Below are 15,835 nucleotides of genomic sequence, written 5' to 3' on the forward strand. Positions count from 1 at the left end.
CCTTCTCTCAATCCTTCCGTTGACTTTCGCAAAAACATGAGCATATGTCACGTTATTAAATGTGAGCATTTATCACCTTTTCAAATCGAGAGGATCAACATCATGGCAAAACGCATCTTCATCTGGGTTGGACATCCGGGAAAAACCAGCCTCAACAGCGGCTTGGCGGACCGATACGCCGCAGCAGCAGCGGCAGAAGGCAGCGAGGTGCGGCGGATGGACCTGCATGACATGCAGTTCGGCGAGAGCAATTTCGGCGGCTATGATGGCAACCGGCAGACGTTGGAGCCTGATCTGTTGCAATGGCAGGAAAACATGAAATGGGCCGATCACGTGCTGGTGGTTTACCCCTATTGGTGGGGCGGCATGCCGGGGCGGATGAAGTCGGTGCTGGACCGGGCGCTGCTGCCGGGTTTTGGCTTCAAGTACAAAGGCAACGGGCTGGCCTGGGACAAGCTGCTGACCGGCAAGACGGGCGATGTGATCATCACCTCAGATACGCCACCGCTGCTGGACCGGTTGCTCTACAACAAACCAGGGCGGCGGGTGATCCGCAACCAGGTGCTGAGCTTCGTTGGAATCAAGCCGCGCAATGTGGTGCAGTTCGGCTCGGTCAAAGTGGCAAAACCCGCCAAGATCGCCGGCTGGCTGGACCGGGCGGCTGAAATGGGTCAGCGCGCCGCCGCCTGATCAGGCTCTACAGCCACAGGCGGGGCACACCTCTGTTGCCCCGCCCCCACGGACCGCGCTATGAGCGGCGCATGAGCGATACACCCGAAAACACCCCCAAGTCCCACGGCCGCCTGTCGATCCGCCCCACGTTCAAGCCGCAGGAGCTGATGCAGCCGAACCCGCGTCTTGCCGGGGTCTGGACCGCACGGATCATCACCCTGTTTCCCGATGCCTTTCCCGGCGTTCTGGGCGAAAGCCTGACAGGCCGCGCCCTGAAGGATGGCAAATGGCAGTTGGAAACAACCGGGTTGCGCCAGTTCGGCGTTGGCAAGCACCGCAATGTGGATGACACCCCCGCAGGCGGTGGGGCTGGCATGGTGCTGCGGCCGGACGTGTTGGGGCAAGCGGTGGATCAGACCATGCAGGGTGCGCGCGGGCGCTGGCCAATGGTCTACCTGTCGCCACGTGGACGCCGTTTTGATCAGGCGATGGCGCGGGATTGGGCGGCCTGTGACGGGATAACTATGCTTTGTGGCCGCTTTGAGGGAGTCGATCAGCGGGTACTGGACCACTATGGTTTTCAGGAGGTCTCGCTGGGGGACTTTGTCCTGACCGGGGGCGAGATTGCCGCGCAGGCAATGCTCGATGCCACCGTGCGCCTGTTGCCTGATGTGCTAGGCAATGCCCACAGCATTGAAGAAGAGAGCCATTCCAACGGTTTGCTGGAACATCCGCAATACACCCGTCCCGCCGAGTGGATGGGACGACCCATTCCAGAAGTTCTGATGTCGGGCCATCACGGCAATGTTGCCAAGTGGCGCAATGAGATGAGCGAAGAGATCACCAAGGCCCGCCGCCCCGACATGTGGGAGCGGTATCAGGCAGGCAAAGCCGAAAAGTAAACTCCGCTACCTGTTCAGCTATCAGAAAAAATGCGCCGCAGTCTGCCAACCGCGGCGCAATCTTCCTGTCAGGGGTCGAGGTCAGGATGGGAAATGAACCCCTGCGAGGTGCCTTCAGCGAGGACTGAAGAAATGGGGAAGGCATCAGCCAAGGGTGATTGGATATGGGGATAGCCCCGGCCGATGCCTTCCACGTGACTTGCGGCCCTCACGCAGCCGCATTCACTAACCGTTCAAAACAAAACGTCATGAAACGAAGAGGCCAATCGCCAAAAAACACACACGCGATAGCCTCGTGAATAGAGATAGAAAATCACGGATCAGCTCACAACCTATCGTTTCCGATAGGGCCCGGATCACAGGTGGATGATGCCCTGCAAAATAGCACGCACCAGCGCTTGTTCACGGGTCTTCGCCCCCAGCTTCCCCCGCGCCGAGGCCATGTGTTTTCGCACCATCACTTCTGAAATTTGCAGCCTCTCCGCAATCCGGTCATTGCGGTGCCCCAGCGCAAGGAGCGAAAGCACGTCAACCTCGCGGCCCGTCAGGCGGGCGGAGGAGCCAACGGAGTTCTGCGGATAGCGCCAGACCTTTGGGGCAGCGACAAAGGCGCTGGCCAGACGGCCAATATGCTGCACCGCTTCCGCTCCGTGTTCAGCCAGCAAAGGCACCTCTTCGGCGGCGCTGGCCAGCACCAGCACTTGTCGTTCATCCTCCATCCGGCCAGCGGTTTGCACCGCCACCAAGCTGTTGTAGCCCGCGTCCACCAGTTCGTGATTGATCTGCCATTCCAGCGGGTTCTCAACCTCATCCCGGCGCAGGGTGCCCGCCTTGATCAGCTGCATCGGCACGTCACGGGCCAGATTGAGGGCCACTGGATCCGCCGACACATAATCTTGGGCGATGTAGCGTTCCAGCCAAGCCTCATCCATGCCCATGCGGGACCAGTTCAGCTGCCCCGTCACCGCATTGGCCGAGGCCATATTCACAGCATTGCAGCCCAGTTCCCCAGCAAATGCCTGCAGGATCTCCCAGGCGTGATCACTGTCGCGCGCCGCAATGAGGCGCTCGATTACATCAACAGAAACAATCAAGATGAAACCAAATCTAAAAAATCCACTGTAGATTACACACTGTGGGCCACTTACCCAAGCAGACCTTTGTCGCAGGGCAAAAATTCACCATTCTTGCGGTAATCGCGTGTCCGGCTTGCACTGCTGCACGGGCCTGCGCAGATCTGGTGCAACAGGCACTTTGACCCGAAAGGAGGGCACATGCCCCAATCATCACAGCACAGGCAGTTAATCTGGGCCGATCTGTCCAGCTACAACCCTGCCACCACCCGACCGTTTTACACCACGGTGCTCGGCTGGCAGTTCGAAGGCGACGATTACGGCATCGGCCTGACGGGCGGGCGGCCGGTTGCTGGCCTGTACCAGATGCCAGAGAAATTTGTGGACATGGGAATGCCCAGCTTCTGGATGTCCTACATTCAGGTCGACGATGTGACGGCCACCGCCCAGCGCGCCGCCGATACGGGCGCCATTGTGGAAATTGGCCCGTCGGATTTTGCCAATGGCGGGCGCTATGCGCTGATCCGCGACCCGTTGGGGGCGGGGTTCACCGTCTATGAAGGCCCCGATATGACCGGCACAACCGAGGGCGCGGGCAGCCGTTTTGCCCATGCGCTGTTTGTCTCGGATGCGGCTAAGGTGATGCCCTTTTATGAGGGGCTGTTTGGCTGGCGTTTCAAATCGCTTACCAAAGACAGCTGGGAGATTTCCACACCCCCCGGCAGTACAGGGGCGCATCTCTATGAGGTGCCGGATCCGGCGGTGCGCGGCAAAGAGCAATATTGGGCGGTGATCTTTAACGGTGATGCAGGCGCCGCCGCACGCGCCACCGCAGAAGGTGGCCAGGTGATTGCTGAAATCCCCTTGCATCAGGGCAAGGCCGTGGTGATCGCGGATCCCGACGGCGGCACGTTTATGGTGCGCCCCAACGGGCAAGCGCCGGCACAATCCGGCGGCTCCCCGATGACATTCAGGTGGAAAGCCTGGGCCGGCCTGGCGTTGATCTACTTGTCGATCGCAACCGGTTGGTCGTGGATTTCCGCCTTGTTCTTTGCCCTCTGGACGGTGTTGGGCCTCAAGGACCGCGCCACCTATCTGTTGGAACCTATCAGCCGCAGTGAGGCGCCCCTGCTCTACTGGCTGACACTTGCCACCTACGCCGCCTTGGTGCCGCTGTTACTGATCTACGGCTGATCCCGATAGCCGGTTGATCCAAAGGCGTTTTTGTCCCAATCTGCCGGCATCATTTTGGGGTCGCATCCTTGGTGCGATGAATTTCAGGAGACAGTGACATGGCAGGCAAATTTGAAATCTACGAAGACAAGGCCGGTGAATACCGCTTCCGTCTGAAGGCAGGAAATGGCGAGATCATCCTTGCCTCGGAAGGCTACAAACAGAAAGCCAGCTGCGAAAACGGTGTGGCCTCGGTGAAGAAAAATGCCCCCGAAGACGCGCGGTACGAGCGCAAGGAAACCAAGTCGGGCAAACATATGTTCAACCTGAAAGCCACCAACGGTCAGGTCATCGGCACCTCGGAAAGCTATGAGAGCACCTCGGGCCGCGACAACGGCATTGAGTCGGTCAAGAAAAACGCACCGGACGCCAAGGTGGTTGAGGTTTAAGCCGCCTGCCATAGCCCGTAACCAGATGCGCAGCGCCCTTTCGCTGCGCATTTTAGTGTGTCCTCTAGGGATGGATCTGACGAGTTCTGATCGCCTCCACCAAGGCCTGTTCGCGGGTCTTGGCCCCCAGTTTCAACCGCGCCGAGCTGACATGGGCGCGCACTGTGACCTCGGCGATGCTGAGGCGATAGCCGATTTCATCATTGCGGTGCCCTGCGGCCAGCAACGACAGCACGTCTTTCTCTCGGTCTGACAGAAGGGTTTTGCCATACATGGGTAAAAACCGCGGATCCGGCGTTGCAGGTTCGGTCACAAAAGCAGCAATGGTGCGGGCAAGCTGGCCCAGTTCCGGCTGATCATATTTGCGGTGAAAATCATAGGTACTGTCATCGCCGGAAAAGACCACCAACCGTGTGGACGCATCGCCTTGTCCCGGCATTTGGATACAGGCCAGATGGCTATAGCCATAATGGGCCAATTCGTGGTTCAGACCAAAACTGGTGCGGTTGGGGCTGTCATCGCGATGCAGGGTCTGGCTTTTGAGAAGTTGGAAGCCTGTCGGGTTGCGCGCCCCCAGGATCAGCGGATCCACCTCGAAATAGCCTTCACCGACATAAGCTTCGAGCCAAGCGTCCGACATCGACAGTAGCGCCCATTCCATCTGGCCTGTCGTGCGGTCGACAGAAGCCGTATTGATCGCATTGCAGCCAAGATCGGCAACGATATCCTGCGCGACCTGCCAGCGGGCGTCATTGGTTTCGACCGACAAAAATCGGTAAATGGTCTTCAAAATCAGCGCGGTCATCGGGATCTCCACGCAGTAAATTCAAATAGGAAACTTAAAGATTAATGGGGCTAGAATACTTCGGCCTGGATTTCGGTCAAGCCATGCAAAACAGCTCAATTGAGGACATAATTGCTGGAATGCCGCGGCACATCTGCGCCGCGCAATTCCACGGCGCAGCTTAACTCGCTTTGCCCTGCCTGTGTCGGACAGCGAATATCAGACGATGACAGCTGGCTGCGTCAACGTGACTGCAGGCGCCTCAATGGACCGGTCCCAGGATATTGTTTCAAAGGTCTGCGGATCCTGCGCCCAGTAGCTTTCACCCAGATTGATCCGACCAAGAATATAAATTCCGTCGAGGTCATCTGGGCCAAGCGGGCCGTTGCTGTCGCCATACCTAATGGTATCTTCGGCAACGCTCAGGCCTTCGGGGATTGTGCCGTCCTCGGAATAAAAAACATAGGCGTAGTGGTTTAGGATCTCTGGGCCCCATGCTTCCGGTCCATCATAATGGGTTTCGTGGCCCTCCAGGGTGAAAATGGCACCGCCTGCTGTATCTGGCATCGCGATTTCCAATGTGTCGCCGCTACCCATGTCGGCATTGAACACATGCATGTCGAGTGACAGAAGGGTCGACACATCGTATTCATCGCGCAATTCCGAATACCTCGTCTCAAGCTGGACGGCCTCCGCCAAGTCTTCGCCGCGGATCGTGACAATAACATGGTCGCCGTCTTCGCCCGCGATGTCATCGCCTGTTTCGGGGTCATCAGCCAGGCTCAACGTATCAACGCTATCCCCCAGACCGATCCGCACCACATCCAGACCGTCACCAGCGTCAACCTCTTGGTAAACCTCATCGGTGATATTGGTTTCGATCAGCTCATTGCCGTCGGTGCCGGGGTTTTCACTGACAAAAAATGGCGCCCCACCTTCGGGCGTTACGCGAAAGTCCGACCCGAGCCATTCCGCCAAATCGTCACCGCCGCTGTCATCGGATGTGCCCGTGTCAGTGTTTTCTCATCTGCGCCAGTGTCAGCATCATCGTCCAGTATACTGGCCAAGGTGAACAGACCGGCGCCGGCAAGGGCGATCAGCATAAATGGCAACATGCACAAAATCCTTCAAAAAACGCAACCGGTTTATACACCCAAAGGCGACACTGCTCCAGATTACACACGTCATAATTGGCAACATTTCCAATATCGTGACGCATTTGGCGCGAACCCGTGGCCTTCGACAATAATCCTGGGCCGCGAGCAGCGCTGAAGCGCATCAAACCGCTTGATCCCTTGCCCCGCTGGGCCTATACACCGCCCGTCTACGGCCGGAATCGGTCTGTGGACCTGTGGGATATGCGCCTGAGCGCTTCTTCGGCCTCGACCTGGACCAACCCGCAGCAAAAAAGAAAACGAACTGATCTCTTGCGGGCGCTGCGGCGGACCCGGTCGAAGGCACAGAGCTCTCGGGACGGCACTCACCTTTGCGGGCCAACCGCAAGCAATCAAAGGAGATGGTCATATGGACCTGATCGCACAGCTCGAGGCGGAACAAGTTGCCGCCCTGGGGAAAGACATCCCCGACTTCAAAGCCGGTGACACCATTCGTGTCGGCTACAAAGTGACCGAAGGCACCCGCTCGCGTGTTCAGAACTACGAAGGCGTTTGCATCAGCCGTAAAAACGGCGTTGGCATTGCCGGTTCGTTCACCGTTCGCAAGATTTCTTTCGGCGAAGGTGTGGAACGTGTGTTCCCGCTGCACTCGACCAACATCGACTCGATAACCGTGATCCGTCGTGGCCGCGTGCGTCGCTCGAAACTGTACTACCTGCGCTCGCGTCGTGGTAAATCCGCACGTATCGCAGAAGTCACCAACTACAAAGCCCCCAAGGCTAAAGCGTAAGGAGCGGATCTATGAAAGCAGATACCCATCCCGACTACCACTTCATCGACGTGAAGATGACCGACGGCACCATCGTCAAGATGCGCTCGACCTGGGGCAACGAAGGCGACACTCTGGCGCTGGACATCGACCCCACCGTACACCCGGCCTGGACCGGTGGCGGTGCCCGCCTGCTGGATGCTGGTGGCCGCGTGTCGAAGTTCAAAAACAAATACGCTGGTCTGGGCTTCTAAGCTTTACCAACGATTTGATACGGAAAACCCCGCCATTGTGCGGGGTTTTTTGTTGCCCCCTCGGCTGAAGGCAAACGCAAAAAGGCGCGCCCTTTGAGGGACGCGCCTTTTCCAATGTCTCTGTCCGGATCAGACCGTGCGTTTGCCAAACCACATCCGACGCAGCAGACGGTCGCGGCGCAGCACCATGTGGTAGAGGACACCCGCCAGGTGAGCGAGGATCAGTGCCAGCAGCAGTTTGCCAATCACACCATGCGCCACACGCGGGGTGTAAGCCGTCATATCTTCGGGCACGGGCAGGTCAGCGCCGCCATAGGCAATGGCGAAGAGATCCGCCGCAAAAGCCATCGCGATGCCGCTGCCAACCATGCCCGCCATCAGGACGTAAAGGCCAATATGCGCCAGTTTTGCGCCGCTGTTCAGCGCCTTATGGCCCGCGTCCGCATGGGGTGGCGTGCGGGTCAGGAGCTTCAGCGCCAGACGCAGTGCCAGCAGCAGCCCGACAATCATGCCAATGGCCATATGCCCCTGCATGCCTGTGATCTTCATCGGGTCATTGCTGGCCAGCTTCGCCAGCATCGGGCCGCCAACCACCAGCAGCATGAAGATGCCAAGCGCCATGATCCAATGCAGGGCAACAAGGGCGGGGTGATAGCGGGTGACGTTTGGATCGGTCATAGGAAGTCTCCTTACCTGGCCCGGATATGCAGGGCGTGGGGCAGATTTTCATTTCGTTGCCCCCGTTTTACCGTTACCAATGGAAGACACATACACACCAGATGCATCACAGTGTTACGCGCATGGATCACCAAGGAGGTTTGATGCGCCCACAAGATTGGGAATACCTGCCCTTCTTCCTCGCCGTGGCCCGCTCGGGTAGTCTGCGCAGCGGCGCGGAGGTGCTGGGGTCAAACTACGGCACCGTGAACCGTAACATTCAGGCCTTGGAGGCCAGCTATGGGGTGCGGCTGTTCACCCGGTCGCGACAAGGCTTCCGGCTGACCGACGCGGGCGAGGATCTGCTACCGTTGGCAGAACAGGCCGAAGCCGCAATGCTGGCCGCGCGGCGGGGCGTCGAAGGCGGGGATCGCAGCGAAGCCGGGCGGATCCGGTTTTCGGTACTACCGGTCTTTGCCTATCAGGTCTTGCCACCCATTCTGGAACGGTTCCGCACCCGCCACCCTGATATCGAGATCGAATTGCGCCTGACCACTGAGGTGGAGGACATCAACAAAGACGAAACTGATGTCTCCCTGCGGGGCGCGGCGGAGGTGACGGATGATGTCACCGCCCGGCGGCTGTTTGCCCTGGGGATCGGGATTTTTGCCAGCCGCGACTATATCGCCGAGAAGGTGCTAGAGGCCGGGCCCTCGGGTGAAGGGCTGCATTGGCTGGGCTGGCCCGAAGGCAACAGGCTGAGCCCGCAATCCGTGCAGATGCCCTTCCCACAGGCTGAAACCTGTTACGCGGTGGCCGATGGCTTTATGCGGATGCAAATGCTGCGGGCGGGGGCGGGCATGTCTTACCTACCAGCAATCTTTGCCAAGTTTCACCCCGAGTTACAGCAGGTCCCCGGCACCGAGCTGACCTTGGATCGATCGCTCTGGATCCTGTTGCATTCGGACCTCAGGCGCACCCGGCGGGTGCGGCTATTTGTGGATCACCTGACGCAGGAATTCATGGCGATGAAGCCGGCCTTTCAAGGCAAGTTTCTGAACGGCTGACCTCCTCAGAGGCCGCCCGTTGTGTTACCTTGTCGGTATTTTGACGGAGGTAATTATGAAGAAACTGACAACGGCGCTGATCGCGCTGAGTTTTATGGCTGGCGTTGCAACTGCAGACAGCTGGACCCTGGATGCCGACACCTCGCGGATCGCCTTTGGCTCGGTAAAGAAAAACACCCTTGGAGAGGTGCATCATTTCGAAAACATCTCAGGCAGTGTTTCCGCAGAAGGCGCGGTAGTGATCGAGATCAACCTGAACTCGGTCCAGACCAACATCGATATCCGCAACGAGAGGATGATCGAACACGTGTTCAAAGCGGCCCCCGCCGCAACGCTGTCGGCGCAGGTTGATATGGCAGCCCTGAATGCGCTGCCAGTCGGGGGTTCCATGGTCAGCGAAGTGGATGCCACGCTGGCGCTGGCGGGCACCGAGGCCGAGCTTTACAGCGACATGTTCATCCTACGGCTCGCCGAGGACAGCGTGATGGTGACCACCAATGACATGATCTTCCTCGACACCGAAGAGGCCGGCATTGACGGCGGCATTGACGCGCTGAAAGCGCTGGCGGAACTCTCCGGCATCACCCGCGCCGCCCCGGTGACATTGCGGCTAATGTTCAGCCAGAACTAAAGGCCTACCGAAACGAGCCTCAAAGGCGCGGCGGCGAAATCCGTCGCGCTTTCACCGTGCCCCCTTCCATATTTCTGCAACAGATGCCATTGAAGCGGTCCAACAGAAGAACAAAGCTTGCAACTGCGCTGCGCCACAATATCCTGTGGCACGAAAGCCAGAACAAGGCAGGGATAGGGACAGATCTCCATGGCGCATATCATTGTGGTCGGCAACGAAAAGGGCGGCGCGGGCAAATCCACCGTGTCGATGCATATCGCAACTGCGCTGGCCCGTATGGGCAAACGGGTGGGTGTGCTGGATCTGGACCTGCGTCAGAAAAGCTTTGGCCGTTATGTCGAAAACCGCAAGGCCTTCATGGAGAAGGCCGGGCTGGAGCTGCCGACACCCAACTACCATGAGCTGACGCAGATCGATCAGAGCGAGCTGAAGCCGGGTGAAAACCCCTATGACCATCGTCTGTCCGCTGCCATTGCCGCGCTGGAGCCGGATCACGATTTCATCATGATCGACTGCCCCGGATCGCATACCCGCCTCAGTCAGGTGGCGCATTCATTGGCCGACACGCTGATCACCCCGCTGAACGACAGCTTTGTGGATTTCGACCTGCTGGCCAAGATCGACGGTGAGGCGCGCACCATCAAAGGTCCCTCAGTCTATTCGGAAATGGTTTGGAACGCCCGTCAGCTGCGGGCACAGGCGGGGCTGAAGCCGATCGATTGGATCGTGCTGCGCAACCGTCTGGGCGCGCAGAACATGGTGAACAAGGAAAAGATGGGCAAGGCGCTGGACGATCTGGCCAAACGCATCGGCTTCCGAGTCGCGCCCGGGTTCAACGAGCGGGTAATCTTCCGCGAGCTGTTCCCCCGTGGCCTGACCCTGCTGGACCTGAAAGACATCGGGATTTCCAGCCTCAACATTTCCAACGTTGCCGCCCGTCAGGAGTTGCGCGACCTGATCAAGGCGGTGAACCTGCCGGGAGTTGAGCCGAACTTCTGATCGGTCCCTTCTGATCTGTGTGCGTTAAGGCCGGCCTGATCCGCGCGGTTCAGGCCATGCCCGCCAGTTTGCGCAGCAAACTGCGCAGGCCGGCCACCTCTTCCACACTCAGCGCTGCGGTCAGCTTGGCATCGTAGCTTTCCGCCACCTGCAACAGGTCGCGGTAAGCCGCCTCGCCTTGTGTGGTGAGCCAAAGAAACTCCAGCCGCCGATCCTCTTCCGAGACTTCCCGCGCCAGAAACCGGCGCTCTTCCAGACGGGCGACAGCGCGGCTGATCTTGGTCTTGTGCATCTTGGACCGCTGGCCGATCTCCTTGGCCGACATGCGGCCATAGATCCCTAAATGGAATAGCACCCGCCATTCGGTCCGCAACATGCCATAGCGGTCCTTATAGACCTTTTGAAACGCAAGGCTGCTTTCTTCGGCGGCCTGGTTTAAAAGATAGGGCAGGAAGTTCTGCAAATCGAAGTCAGATTTTTCGGTCATTTTAGATCCTCTCCCGTTGTTAGTTACAAAAACAACTATTAACAAAGCAAGTGAAAAGGAGGAGCCGCCATGAACACGCAAGCCCACCCCCACAGCTTTACCCAAGCCACCAACGCCGAGGGCACCACCCCCGGTTATATGCCCGGTTTCGGCAATGACTTTGAGACCGAGGCACTGCCCGGCGCCCTGCCACAGGGCATGAATAGCCCGCAGAAATGTAACTATGGTCTCTATGGTGAACAGCTCTCCGGCACCGCCTTCACCGCCCCCAGCCATCAGAACGAACGGACCTGGTGCTACCGCATTCGCCCCAGCGTAAAGCATTCGCATCGTTACGAAAAAATCGACCTGCCTTACTGGAAATCCGCCCCCCATGTGGACCCGGATGTGATCTCCCTTGGGCAGTATCGCTGGGATCCGGTGCCGATGGGCGAACAGGGTCTGACCTGGCTGACCGGCATGCGCACCATGACCACCGCCGGGGATGTGAACACCCAGGTCGGCATGGCCAGCCATATCTATCTCGTGACCGAGTCGATGGTGGACAGCTACTTCTTCTCGGCTGATTCCGAACTACTGGTGGTGCCGCAGGAAGGCCGCCTGCGATTCTGCACCGAACTGGGAATCATCGACCTTGCCCCGCAGGAAATTGCCATCCTGCCGCGTGGCCTGCTTTATCGCGTTGAAGTGCTGGAAGGCCCCTGTCGCGGCTTTGTCTGCGAAAACTATGGTCAGAAGTTTGAACTGCCCGGCCGTGGCCCGATCGGCGCCAACTGCATGGCCAACCGCCGCGATTTCAAATCGCCGGTTGCCGCCTTTGAGGACCGCGAAGCTCCCTCGACCGTGACGATCAAATGGTGTGGCCAGTTCCATGAAACCAAGATCGGTCATTCACCTCTGGATGTGGTCGCCTGGCACGGCAACTACGCGCCGGTGAAATACGATCTGACCACCTACTGCCCGGTCGGTTCGATCCTGTTTGACCATCCGGATCCGTCGATCTTCACCGTGCTGACCGCGCCCTCGGGTGTGCCGGGCACCGCCAACATCGACTTTGTGCTGTTCCGGGAACGCTGGATGGTGATGGAAGATACCTTCCGCCCGCCTTGGTATCATAAGAACATCATGTCCGAGCTGATGGGCAACATCTATGGCCAGTATGACGCCAAACCGAAAGGATTCATCCCCGGTGGCATGTCGCTGCACAATATGATGATCCCGCACGGGCCGGACAAAAACGCCTTTGAGGGCGCCTCCAACGCGGATCTGAAGCCCGAGAAACTGGACAACACCATGTCCTTCATGTTCGAGACCCGCTTCCCGCAGCACCTGACCGGTTTTGCCGCCAATGAAGCGCCGCTGCAGGACGATTACATCGACTGCTGGTCGGATCTGGAGAAGAAATTCGACGGCACGCCCGGTAAAAAGTGACGTTTGGAATGGGATATCGGGTCAGGGGGGCGTTGCCCCCTTGGCCTTTGGCCAATTCCCCAGAGTATTTCCGGCAAGATGAATAGCAGGGAATCACGAAGGCATATTTCGTGATTAAGGTGAATGAAATGAGCGAGAACCGTGTGGTCCTTCTGGGCACCAAAGGGGGACCGGCGATCCGGCCGGGCACCAGGATGCCGACCTCAACCCTGGTGCAGATGGACGGGTTCACTGTGTTGGTGGATGCGGGGCTTGGCTGTACACGGGGGCTGTGTGACGCCGGTGTGGCGCTGACGGATCTGGATGCCATTGTCATCACCCATCTGCACTCGGACCATTATCTGGAGCTGGGGCCGTTGTTTCACACCGCCTGGACCGCGGGTTTGAACAAGCCGGTGCCGGTGATCGGGCCTGAGGGGCTGGATCGCTATTGGCAGGGGTTCCTGGCCTCAATGGATTTCGACATTTCACTGCGCTTGCGCGATGAGGGACGGCCCGAATTGGCCCCATTGGCGGAAATTTCGGTGATCGCCGAAGGCGCACAGGCATTGGGACCCTTGACCATGAAGGTGCTGCGCAATGCACATCCTCCGATCGAGGACAGCTTTGCCCTGCGGTTTGATGGCGGCACCTGCAGCGCCGTGATCTCGGGCGACACCGCACCGATCCCGGAAATGGTGCCGTTTGCCGAAGGTGCCGACCTTCTGGTGCATGAGGCGATGCTGTCCGCCGGCATTGACGCGCTCTGCGCCCGGGTAGGCAACGGCGATGACCGGTTGCGCACCCATCTTGAACGCAGCCACGCCCCTGCCGATCAGGTTGGACGCATCGCCCAAGAGGCCGGCGTGAAGCAGTTGGCACTCAATCACCTCGTCCCCTGTGACGACCCGAATTTCACTGAGACCCACTGGCGGGAGGAAACCCGCCGCGCCTGGTCAGGCCCCTTGTTCATAGGGACCGACGGGATGACCATCGCGCTAGAGACCTAAGGAAACGCATATGACACTGATGAAAAGCTGGCTGGCCTCGGCCAATAGCGCCGACACCCCTTTCCCCCTGAACAACCTGCCCTATGGTGTCTTCTCCACCGGCGAAGAAGAACCGCGCTGCGGCGTGGCCATTGGCGATAGAATCCTGGACCTTGCCGCCGCCGAAGAGGCCGGGCTGGTGGAACTGGCCGAAGATCCGGTGCTGGATGTGCCGTTCTGGAACGAGGTGATGGAACTGGGCCCCGAGGCCTGGGCCGCCCTGCGCGCCCGTCTGATGCAGCTCTTGGGAGAGAACAGTACAGAACAGGCTGCTGTGGAACCACTGCTGGTGGCACAGGCGGACGCACGGATGCACATGCCGTTCCTTGTCAGCGAATACACCGATTTCTACGCGGGCAAACACCACGCCTTCAACGTCGGCACCATGTTCCGCGGTCCCGAAAACGCATTGCCGCCGAACTGGCTGCATATTCCGATCGGCTACAATGGCCGTGCCTCTTCGGTTGTGGTGTCTGGCACCGACATTCGCCGTCCCTGGGGTCAGTTGAAAGGCCCAAACGATGACATGCCGCGCTTTGCCCCCTGTGCGCGCTTCGACATCGAGCTGGAGATGGGCGCCGTTGTTGGCAAAAACACCGCCGGGCCGATCACTGTTGAGGAAGCAGATGACGCGATCTTTGGCTATGTGCTGCTGAACGACTGGTCGGCGCGCGACATTCAGGCCTGGGAATACCAGCCGCTGGGGCCGTTTCAGGCAAAGGCAACCGCCACCTCGATCAGCCCCTGGATTGTGACCACTGCCGCGCTGGAGCCGTTCCGCACCACCACGCCCGAACGCGAAAAGGATCTGCTGCCCTATTTGGCGGAGCCGCGCCCGATGCTTTATGACATCGACCTGGCGATCAGCCTGCAGGCGGAGGGGGGCGAAGAGCATACCATCGCGCGCACCAACTACAGCCGGATGTATTATTCGGCTGCGCAACAGTTTGCCCATCACACCACATCGGGCTGCGCGATGAACGTAGGCGACCTCTTGGGGTCCGGCACAATTTCGGGGCCCACCAAGGACGAACGCGGCTCGCTCCTGGAACTCAGCTGGGGGGGCAAGGAGCCGCTGGAGATCACTGAGGGTCTGACCCGCAGCTTTATCGAGGACGGCGACACGCTGACCCTGAAAGGTGCCGCCAAGGGCGACGGCTACCAGATCGGCTTTGGCGACTGCACCGGCACCCTGCTGCCGGCGCTGGACGATCCTTACAAACGCTAAGTTCTTTTTGGCGTAAATATCCCCGCCGGAGGCATCCCAGCTTGCCTCTGGCACCGCATCTGAAAACCGCTGCGACGCCGCCTCACACACTGCATCCGTGAAGCAACCTTCAAGCGTCAGGAAAGGCAGCAAACCCCAAGGAGGACACCCCATGGCCAAGGCATTTGCCTCGCAAGGCGACATGGCAGAAAAAACCATCAGCTTCACCGAAGTGGGCGAAGGGCTCTATGCCTTCACCGCTGAGGGCGACCCTAACTCGGGCGTGATCATCGGGGATGACAGCGTCATGATCGTTGAGGCGCAGGCGACCCCGCGTCTGGCCAATAAGGTGATTGAATGTGTGCGCTCGGTCACCGACAAGCCGATCACCCATGTGGTGCTGACGCATTATCACGCGGTGCGGGTTTTGGGGGCTTCGGCCTTTGGGGCGCAGAATATCATCATGTCCGACACCGCCCGTTCGATGGTTGTCGAACGGGGGCAAGAGGACTGGGACAGCGAATTTCAGCGCTTCCCCCGTCTGTTTGAAGGTCATGAGAGCATCCCCGGCCTGACCTGGCCGACCACCACCTTTTCCGACTCGATGACCGTGTTCCTTGGCAGCCGCCGGGTCGACATCAAACACCTGGGCCGCGCCCATACGGCGGGGGATGCGGTGATCCATGTGCCGGATCAGAACGTTATGTTCACCGGTGATATCGTCGAATACCACTCGGCCTGCTATTGCGGCGACGGACATTTCAAGGATTGGGGCAACACCCTCGACAACATCAAAGCCTATAACGTCGATGCCATTGCACCGGGCCGTGGCGATGCACTGGTCGGCCATGAGATGGTCAACGCGGCGATTGAAAACACCCGTGATTTTGTCGAAAGCACCTATCGCCCTGCTGCCTGTGTTGCCGCCCGCAATGGCACGCTGAAAGAGGCCTGGGACGCGGTGCGCGCCGAATGCGATCCGAAGTTTTCGGACTATGCGATCTATGAGCATTGCCTGCCCTTCAACGTTGCCCGCGCCTATGACGAGGCCCGCGGCATCACCCACCCACGCATCTGGACCGCCCAACGTGATCTGGACATGTGGAACGCATTGCAGGGCTAAACGGATGTCGGGCG

19 protein-coding genes are annotated in these 15,835 nt (G+C 59.2%); 13 read left to right on the forward strand and 6 right to left on the reverse strand.

Annotated features, from left to right (window positions below):
• Positions 1-102: 102 nt before the first annotated feature.
• Together SIC14_RS02770 and trmD are read left to right on the forward strand one after the other, a co-directional pair.
• Entirely contained in the window at positions 103-690 is a 588-nt protein-coding gene (locus SIC14_RS02770; RefSeq protein WP_412564318.1) for an NAD(P)H-dependent oxidoreductase, read from the forward strand.
• A 71-nt stretch (positions 691-761) separates the two neighbouring features.
• Positions 762-1,574, forward strand: coding sequence for a tRNA (guanosine(37)-N1)-methyltransferase TrmD (trmD, locus tag SIC14_RS02775; RefSeq protein ID WP_412564319.1), 813 nt, complete (start codon positions 762-764; stop codon positions 1,572-1,574).
• Positions 1,575-1,930: 356 nt separating this feature from the next.
• Here trmD and SIC14_RS02780 read toward each other — a convergent pair whose 3' ends face one another.
• A complete protein-coding gene (locus tag SIC14_RS02780; RefSeq protein ID WP_412564320.1) occupies positions 1,931-2,668 on the reverse strand; it encodes a response regulator transcription factor in 738 nt (245 codons plus the stop codon).
• 180 nt (positions 2,669-2,848) lie between these two features.
• Here SIC14_RS02780 and SIC14_RS02785 point away from each other — a divergent pair, with 180 nt between their 5' ends.
• Positions 2,849-3,841, forward strand: coding sequence for a VOC family protein (locus tag SIC14_RS02785; protein WP_412564321.1), 993 nt, complete (start codon positions 2,849-2,851; stop codon positions 3,839-3,841).
• A 98-nt stretch (positions 3,842-3,939) separates the two neighbouring features.
• Positions 3,940-4,269, forward strand: a complete 330-nt coding sequence (locus SIC14_RS02790; protein WP_412564322.1) for a YegP family protein — start codon at positions 3,940-3,942, stop codon at positions 4,267-4,269.
• A 64-nt stretch (positions 4,270-4,333) separates the two neighbouring features.
• Here the strand turns inward: SIC14_RS02790 and SIC14_RS02795 are convergent, their stop codons facing one another.
• The 3 genes from SIC14_RS02795 to SIC14_RS02805 form a co-directional block, all read right to left on the reverse strand.
• Positions 4,334-5,074: a LuxR C-terminal-related transcriptional regulator gene (locus SIC14_RS02795; RefSeq protein WP_412564323.1), complete on the reverse strand. Its 741-nt coding sequence runs from the start codon at positions 5,072-5,074 to the stop codon at positions 4,334-4,336.
• A gap of 198 nt (positions 5,075-5,272) precedes the next feature.
• Complete coding sequence (locus SIC14_RS02800; RefSeq protein WP_412564324.1) at positions 5,273-6,031, reverse strand: hypothetical protein; 759 nt, start codon at positions 6,029-6,031, stop codon at positions 5,273-5,275.
• The gene (locus SIC14_RS02805) at positions 5,998-6,168 is read right to left on the reverse strand and encodes a hypothetical protein (protein WP_412564325.1); all 171 of its coding nucleotides are present in this window, start codon (positions 6,166-6,168) and stop codon (positions 5,998-6,000) included. The genes SIC14_RS02800 and SIC14_RS02805 overlap by 34 nt, the downstream gene beginning before the upstream one ends.
• Positions 6,169-6,577: 409 nt before the next feature.
• On the opposite strand from SIC14_RS02805, the gene rplS reads away from it, so the two are divergent.
• Together rplS and rpmE are read left to right on the forward strand one after the other, a co-directional pair.
• Entirely contained in the window at positions 6,578-6,958 is a 381-nt protein-coding gene (gene rplS / locus SIC14_RS02810) for a 50S ribosomal protein L19 (RefSeq protein WP_058245556.1), read from the forward strand.
• An 11-nt stretch (positions 6,959-6,969) separates the two neighbouring features.
• Positions 6,970-7,191, forward strand: coding sequence for a 50S ribosomal protein L31 (rpmE, locus tag SIC14_RS02815; RefSeq protein ID WP_321829920.1), 222 nt, complete (start codon positions 6,970-6,972; stop codon positions 7,189-7,191).
• Positions 7,192-7,320: 129 nt separating this feature from the next.
• Here rpmE and SIC14_RS02820 read toward each other — a convergent pair whose 3' ends face one another.
• On the reverse strand, positions 7,321-7,869 hold the full coding sequence (locus SIC14_RS02820; RefSeq protein WP_412564326.1) for a cytochrome b: 549 nt from the start codon (positions 7,867-7,869) through the stop codon (positions 7,321-7,323).
• 143 nt (positions 7,870-8,012) lie between these two features.
• Between SIC14_RS02820 and SIC14_RS02825 the strand changes: the two genes are divergently transcribed.
• The 3 genes from SIC14_RS02825 to SIC14_RS02835 all read left to right on the forward strand — a co-directional run bounded on the left by SIC14_RS02825 (position 8,013) and on the right by SIC14_RS02835 (position 10,545).
• Positions 8,013-8,915, forward strand: coding sequence for a LysR family transcriptional regulator (locus SIC14_RS02825; RefSeq protein WP_412564327.1), 903 nt, complete (start codon positions 8,013-8,015; stop codon positions 8,913-8,915).
• Between the two features lie 55 nt (positions 8,916-8,970).
• Complete coding sequence (locus tag SIC14_RS02830; protein WP_412564328.1) at positions 8,971-9,546, forward strand: YceI family protein; 576 nt, start codon at positions 8,971-8,973, stop codon at positions 9,544-9,546.
• Between the two features lie 189 nt (positions 9,547-9,735).
• Complete coding sequence (locus tag SIC14_RS02835; RefSeq protein ID WP_412564329.1) at positions 9,736-10,545, forward strand: division plane positioning ATPase MipZ; 810 nt, start codon at positions 9,736-9,738, stop codon at positions 10,543-10,545.
• Between the two features lie 49 nt (positions 10,546-10,594).
• Here the strand turns inward: SIC14_RS02835 and SIC14_RS02840 are convergent, their stop codons facing one another.
• Entirely contained in the window at positions 10,595-11,032 is a 438-nt protein-coding gene (locus SIC14_RS02840) for a MarR family winged helix-turn-helix transcriptional regulator (protein WP_412564330.1), read from the reverse strand.
• Between the two features lie 69 nt (positions 11,033-11,101).
• On the opposite strand from SIC14_RS02840, the gene hmgA reads away from it, so the two are divergent.
• The 4 genes from hmgA (at position 11,102) to SIC14_RS02860 (ending at position 15,821) form a co-directional block, all read left to right on the forward strand.
• The gene (gene hmgA, locus SIC14_RS02845) at positions 11,102-12,463 is read left to right on the forward strand and encodes a homogentisate 1,2-dioxygenase (RefSeq protein WP_412564331.1); all 1,362 of its coding nucleotides are present in this window, start codon (positions 11,102-11,104) and stop codon (positions 12,461-12,463) included.
• A gap of 128 nt (positions 12,464-12,591) precedes the next feature.
• Entirely contained in the window at positions 12,592-13,452 is an 861-nt protein-coding gene (locus SIC14_RS02850; RefSeq protein WP_412564332.1) for an MBL fold metallo-hydrolase, read from the forward strand.
• A 10-nt stretch (positions 13,453-13,462) separates the two neighbouring features.
• Positions 13,463-14,719 (forward strand): fumarylacetoacetase, encoded by a 1,257-nt coding sequence (fahA, locus tag SIC14_RS02855; RefSeq protein ID WP_412564333.1) that lies wholly within the window; start codon positions 13,463-13,465, stop codon positions 14,717-14,719.
• A gap of 151 nt (positions 14,720-14,870) precedes the next feature.
• Positions 14,871-15,821, forward strand: a complete 951-nt coding sequence (locus SIC14_RS02860; RefSeq protein ID WP_412564334.1) for an MBL fold metallo-hydrolase — start codon at positions 14,871-14,873, stop codon at positions 15,819-15,821.
• Positions 15,822-15,835 lie beyond the last annotated feature (14 nt).

The organism is Thalassobius sp. MITS945101 (assembly GCF_047123305.1).
Classification (GTDB): domain Bacteria; phylum Pseudomonadota; class Alphaproteobacteria; order Rhodobacterales; family Rhodobacteraceae; genus Thalassobius.